Consider the following 6,153-nt stretch of genomic DNA (forward strand, 5'->3'; position numbering starts at 1 on the left):
GGCCGTCGAACGCCCGATCCCCTGCGCCGCCGCCGTGATCAGCGCAACCTTGCCGCTGAGAGTGCCCATGGTGTTCTCCTTCGGATGATTGGCGCTCCAGCCTGTCTTCGTCATTTTCCACCGAAGCCCGAGGTAAGCGAGAGCCCGCGGAAAATGTAGCGTTGCAGCAGAATCGTCAGGACGAGGCCGGGAAGAACGGAAATCGTGGTTCCCGCCATCAGGAAGTTCCATTGCGAACCCTGTTGCCCCTGGAACAAGGTCAGGCCGAGCGGCAAGGTCGCGTGATCGTTGCCGTTGGTGATGATCAGCGCCCAAAGGAAGTTGTTCCACTGCGCGGTGAACGTGAAGAGCGCCAGCAAGCCCAGCGCGGGTCCGGCCAGGGGCAGCATGATGCTGACCAGTATCCTCACGCGGGAGGCGCCGTCGATAAGCGCCGCTTCTTCCAGCTCGCGCGGCACCTGCAGAAAGAACTGACGGAGCAGAAACGTGCCGAAGGAGCCGAATGCCATTGGCAGGATCAGCCCCTGATAGGTGTTCACCCAGCCAATACGGCTCATCATCAGGAAAAGCGGAATGACCAGCACGGCTTGGGGAACCATTAAAGTTCCCATGTAGATCGCGAAGAGGGAGCCCCGGAACGGGAAACGAAGACGCGCGAAGGCGTACCCGGCCATGCTCGAGACAACCAAGACAATCAGGGTCACCGCCGCAGCCACGATAGCCGAGTTCAGGAAGAACCGTCCAAATGGCAGGTAGAGCCACGCCTGAACGAAATTCTCCCAATGTGCTTGGCTCGGCAGCAGTCGAGGCGGCACGGCGAGAACTTCGTCGTTCGTGCGTATCGCGTTGCTCACCATCCAGAAAAAGGGAAACAGGAAGGCCGTCGCAACGACAATAATCGCGGCCAAGGAGCCGATGTCCTTAGCTCCCCACCCACCGGGCTCTACTGAGCGAGGGGCTCGGGCAGCAGCTTGGGTGGCATCAAGCGTCATAGTGGACCCATCTCCGCTGGAGCCGGAATTGCAGGGCCGTCAGTCCCATAATGATCAGAAACAAAACCCAGGAGATCGCGGCGGCGTAACCCATGTGGTACGCGCCGAAACCCTGCCGATAGATCGAGAAGCCTAGTGTCGCGGTTGCTACGCCAGGTCCCCCGCGGGTCAATGCATAGACCTGATCAAAGATCTGCAGCGAGGTGATCGCCGTCATGACGGTACCGAAGAAGAGGGTCGGCGAAATCAGCGGCAGCTTGATCGACCAGAAACGGCGCCATGCTCCTGCGCCGTCCAGTTGCGCGGCTTCAAGGTAGGAGGGGGGCACGGTGTCGAGGCTCGCGCTGAACAGAAGAAGATTGTAGCCGAAACCCGACCACAGGGAGACCAGAACCACCGCCTGCAAGGCCCAGTTGGGATTGGTCAACAAGTTCGGGATTGGCAGGTGCAGCGCACCGGCAATCCAGTCCATCATCCCGCCCGGAGTGAAGATCAGAAGCCAGACAATCGCCAAGCCGACGAGCGGCGTGAAGGTCGGGAGGAAGAAGATCAGGCGAAAGAGGTTCTTGCCCCATCGCAGGCTGGAGATCCAGACGGCCACCGCGAGCGACAGGGCGATGTTCAGGATGACGTACTCAACGGTAAAAAGAAGCGTATTCCAGAGAACATGATAGAAGGTCGGATCCCGTGTCAGAAGATTAACGTAGTTGCTGATCCCAATGAACCTGGCCTTGCCCAGCATCTGCCAGTTTGTGAAGCTGAGGACGAGGGAAGCAAGAAGCGGCAGGATCAGAAAAACGATCAAACCAAGAAGGCTCGGCAGCAGGAACAGAAATGCCGTTCCCGTCTCCGATCGTTCTCTGGGTTTCGATGCTGCGCCGGGCCGACCCCACTGCCATGCGGCTGCTTCGCTCATGCAACTCTCCGATTGATCATGAAGGCAGGGAGAGGCGGTTAGGATCCGTCTCTCCCTGCTTGTCATAGCTGTCCCTGGATGCTGGAAAGCACATCGGATGCGGATTGCGAGCCACTGAAAGCGAGCGGAAAATACTGCTCGCACAGCGCATTGAAGGTGCTGATATTCGGAGCGACCCCGTAGGGCACACTGTGCTGGAGCGAATATTCCATCGCCTCGCGTGCGTTTTCGACGCCCGCGCCGGTTTTTGAGTACCAGTCGCCTTGCTGGGCGGTCCTGGCGGGGAATGCGCGGTTCTGGGACACCAGATATCGCTCGGCTTCCGGACTGGTCATCTCCTGGATCGCGATCCAGGCGTCATCCTTGTGCTTACTCGTCTGAGTGATCGCGAAACCGGAGCCGGCGACCTGAGTGACGCTTCCCGCAGTATCGGCTGGAATGGTGGCAAAGCCGATGTTGAACTTGGCGGTCCCTTTCACGTTCACGAGATCCCAAGGCCCGTCCACCATCATGCCAAGGCTGCCACTGGTGAAGCGTCCGACCGCCACGATCCCGGAAGCCGTGCCGCTGGCGGGAATCTGAGGGGCGATCTTGTCCTTGGCCGCGAGATCGGCATAGGCCTGAAAGGCATTCACCAGCTTGTCGTTGGTCAGATCGAAGGCATCGTCCTTGATGTAGTTCGCGCCAGCCGAGAGCATGAACGGCAGCCACTCGTTCGAAGTCGTCGCGAAGCCGTAATTGCCGTTCGCCGTCAGCTTTTGGGCGGCGTCGAGGAACTCGGCCTTGGTCCAGCCGGGTTTCGGCAGCGGAACATCTTTCTTCTGAAACATGTCCTTGTTGTAGAACAGCAGCCACGGACCGAGATCGTAGGGCAGAGCGTAGAGCGCCCCTTCTGTCTTCAGTCCGTCGATGATGGAGGGCTGGAAATCTACGACCGCGAACTTGGCCTTCGCGACATAAGCGTCAAGAGGTTCGAGAATACTGGAAAGCTCCGTCGTCCGCAGGCTCTGGAGCCCCACGATGTCCGGCAGTTGGTTCCCTGCGGCCAGCGTAGGCAGCTTGGTCCAATAATCGAGCCATGCCGCCGTTTGTACTTTGACGACAATATCGGGATGTTTCTCGTGCACCATGTCCGCGAGGTGCTGCCAAACGGCCGTCTCGGCATCGGTGTTGCCCCACATGAGCCAAGTCAATGTGGTTTCGGCATGGGCAAGGCTGGCGCTCGAAAGCAGGAATGCGCCGAATGCCGCTATCATCTTCTTCATGATCGAACCTCCCTTGTTTTTGCTCCCGGCCCGTGGGCCGGAAGACTTGGTGCGGTGATGCGAGGACGCTCAATCCTCCAGGAAGAGCTCGATCACGGGAACGAGGACGTCAGGCTTGCGCACTGGCAGTTCCAGCGTGACGGAGGTCGGGGCGACCTTCACCTGCGTTGGGTTCCAGGGATCCTCCTCGTCTGCGGGAACGATCAGGACCTCGCTTGCATCGTGCAGGAACTGCGCATACCGCACCTTGCCGGCGAGCCCGTCGAGATGGAGGTGGCGGAAGGGCCAGCTGAAAAGGTGAACGTAGAGACGGTTGCCCCTCTGGGTGAGACGGCAATCCTGAGGCGCCTCCAGGCTCGACTGCGTACATCCGTAGATGCTGCGGCCGTTCAACTTCATCCATTTCCCGTAGACGTCGAGCGCTGAGACGGCGCGGTCGTCGAGAAGACCACGGCCGGTGGGGCCGACATTCATGAGCAAATTGCCGCCCATGGAAACCGTGTCGACAAGGAGCCGGATAAGCTGGTCGGGGCTTTTCCAGGTGTCCTCGTCGCGGTGATAGCCCCAGGACCCGCTCAAGGTGTGGCAGGCTTCCCACGTGACATTTTCGCCCTTCACCTTCGGCCATTCGCGCGGAACGTACTGCTCCGGGGTCGTCACGTCAGCCGGAAGATCCACCAGGTCGAGCCGGTTGTTGATGATGATCTCGGGCTGCAAATCGCGCACGAGCTTAACGAGTTCTTCGCTTTGCCAGTCTTTGTGACCTTTGCCCGGCAGTTCATTGTGGAGACGATTGGGATAGCTGAAGTCGAACCAGATGACGTCGATCTTGCCGAAGCCGGTCAGCAATTCCCGCACCTGATCTCGCATGTAGCTGGCATAACGGCTGATATCGCGGCCTTCGTTCATCCGGGCCGCTTCGGGGTCGTTGCGCTGTGGATGGAAGGGGTCGACCGGGAAATCCGGATGGTGCCAATCGATCAGTGAATAGTAAAAGCCGACCTTGAGACCTTCCGCCCGGAACGCTTCGACAAAGGGCCCTAGCAGATCTTTGCCGTAAGGCGTCTCCGTGACCTTGTAGTCGGTCACCGCAGAATCCCAGAGGCAGAAGCCTTCATGGTGCTTGGTGGTCAGGACGACGTACTTCATGCCTGCCGCACGGGCCATCTTCGCCCATTCGGCCGGATCGTAGAGATCGGGATCGAAGTGATCGAAGTACTTTTGGTAGTCTTCGGTCGAGATCTCTTCTCTGTTCTTCACCCATTCATGTCTGGCGGGCAGGGAGTAGAGCCCCCAATGGATGAACATCCCAAACCGATCCTCGACGAACCATTGCTTCTTTTCGGCCGGCAACGCCGCAAGGCCAGGGGTGATCGTATTCATGGTCGAGGCTCCGGGAACGAAGGGGAGGGCAGTTGAAATCGGGTAAGCGCCGGCCGGGTTCGCAGGCGTAGAGTTCGGGGGCTGGTCAGACGAGAGAGGCTCGGCACAGCGGGGGCCGAGGCACATGTGGCCGACTCGATGACGCAGTTTGGGCTCGGTGAGCTGCCATAATGATCCACCCCTGATCCGACGGATGTACGTCGGTTATTTTTATGTTGCCTCGACGCTATCGGCCTGTTTGTCTGTCTGTCAAGTGGCCTGACCAGTCAGAATTGCGAGCTCGGAAAACCGCATGCCTTTCCAAACGGTTTCTAATCGAAAGCTATACGTCCAGATTGCCGACCAGATCACTGACCTGATCGGGCGAGGAGAGTTCAAGCCCGGCCAGCAGCTCCCCTCCGAGCGCGAACTGGCTCAAAAGCTTGGTGTAAGCCGTCCCACTGTCCGGGAAGCCATCATCGCCCTGGAGATCGCAGGCCTTATCGAAGTGCGCGTTGGCGTCGGCGCCTTTGTGCGTGAAAGGCGAGAGATGTCCAAGCTGCCGGCATCGGACCACTCGCCCCTAGAGATCATGCAGGCGCGAATGGTGGTCGAACCCGAAGTAGCCGCCCTTGCTGCCCTCAATATGACGGGGCAAGGGTTTGTTGCGTTGAAATCAGTTCTTTCCGACATGAAGGAAGAAACAGGTCGAGGTCGTTGGTCCCAAGAAAGTGACCGCAAGCTGCACCTCAATCTGGCTGAGCACTGCGGGAACCAGCCTCTCAACGAGATCGTGCATCGGCTGTGGGACGAACGCGAGGAAGAGCTCAGCGGGCGGTTTCATCAGCATATGGGGAGTCTGGCAGTCGTGCTGAAAACGATCCTGCGGCAGCACACGAAGCTTGTTGAGGCCGTGTGCAACCGAGATCCTGCCCTGGCTCGGATGTCTATGCATGAGCACCTGTCTTACGTTCATGGTCAGATGTCGGAAGCATGGGAATGAGCATTGCCATTCAGCGCAGGGCACGCGGGCTACGTATCCGGCCTTCAGTGTCGTTCAAGTACACTGAGGCGCGCGCTGTATACATGTAAGCCACAAACGTCCGCTTCGCGCCGATGCCGTTGAAGAGGTCGCGGTTGTACAGGCGATTCCCGTTGATTTCTGGGGCGGACTGAAAGCGGGTCGTCTTTTTCGGTTCAGGCTGGCTTCAACCCTAGCATCGGGATGAGCTTGACCATCTTGCGAAGGTTCTGAGCTGTCGCTGCGAGATGGAACTCGTCGCGTGCGCCATTCGGACCTCGTAGCCGCAGCCGATCCAGCTTCAGGATCCGGTTGAGATGCGCAAACAGCATTTCGACCTTCTTCCTCTGCCGTTTGGAGGTTTGCCCTTCCTCGATTTTCATGATGTCTCGCGCCATGTTGCGGGCGCCCTCGTGGATCGAGCGTGGGATCTTGCGGGCTGGCTCGCGCGGCGTGCACCTCGCCTTCAGATCACATGCTTCGTGACCTGCCCCTAAGAATATCCTCCACGCGGCGTTAGAGTCCGGCCCTTGAAAGGACGGACGGACGGAATGAAGCGAGCGAGATTCACGGAAGAGCAGATCATCGGGATCCTGC

General features: G+C 59.1%; 6 protein-coding genes. 1 reads left to right on the top strand and 5 read right to left on the bottom strand.

Annotated features, from left to right (window positions below; all coding sequences use genetic code 11):
- Positions 1-110 precede the first annotated feature (110 nt).
- The 4 genes from BMY25_RS20165 to BMY25_RS20180 all read right to left on the bottom strand — a co-directional run bounded on the left by BMY25_RS20165 (position 111) and on the right by BMY25_RS20180 (position 4,556).
- A complete protein-coding gene (locus tag BMY25_RS20165; RefSeq protein WP_092500049.1) occupies positions 111-992 on the bottom strand; it encodes an ABC transporter permease subunit in 882 nt (293 codons plus the stop codon).
- Positions 982-1,908 (bottom strand): carbohydrate ABC transporter permease, encoded by a 927-nt coding sequence (locus BMY25_RS20170; RefSeq protein WP_092500051.1) that lies wholly within the window; start codon positions 1,906-1,908, stop codon positions 982-984. Before BMY25_RS20170 ends, BMY25_RS20165 begins: the two co-directional genes overlap by 11 nt.
- A gap of 62 nt (positions 1,909-1,970) precedes the next feature.
- Positions 1,971-3,173, bottom strand: a complete 1,203-nt coding sequence (locus tag BMY25_RS20175; RefSeq protein WP_092500053.1) for an ABC transporter substrate-binding protein — start codon at positions 3,171-3,173, stop codon at positions 1,971-1,973.
- Positions 3,174-3,242: 69 nt separating this feature from the next.
- Positions 3,243-4,556: an alpha-L-fucosidase gene (locus BMY25_RS20180; RefSeq protein WP_092500055.1), complete on the bottom strand. Its 1,314-nt coding sequence runs from the start codon at positions 4,554-4,556 to the stop codon at positions 3,243-3,245.
- A gap of 292 nt (positions 4,557-4,848) precedes the next feature.
- On the opposite strand from BMY25_RS20180, the gene BMY25_RS20185 reads away from it, so the two are divergent.
- Entirely contained in the window at positions 4,849-5,538 is a 690-nt protein-coding gene (locus BMY25_RS20185) for a FadR/GntR family transcriptional regulator (RefSeq protein ID WP_092500058.1), read from the top strand.
- Positions 5,539-5,732: 194 nt separating this feature from the next.
- Here BMY25_RS20185 and BMY25_RS20190 read toward each other — a convergent pair.
- Positions 5,733-6,153 (bottom strand): transposase (locus BMY25_RS20190; protein ID WP_238858449.1); only part of this gene is annotated, 421 nt, incomplete at its 5' end.

The sequence above is a fragment of the Faunimonas pinastri genome, assembly GCF_900110915.1.
Lineage (GTDB): Bacteria > Pseudomonadota > Alphaproteobacteria > Rhizobiales > Afifellaceae > Faunimonas > Faunimonas pinastri.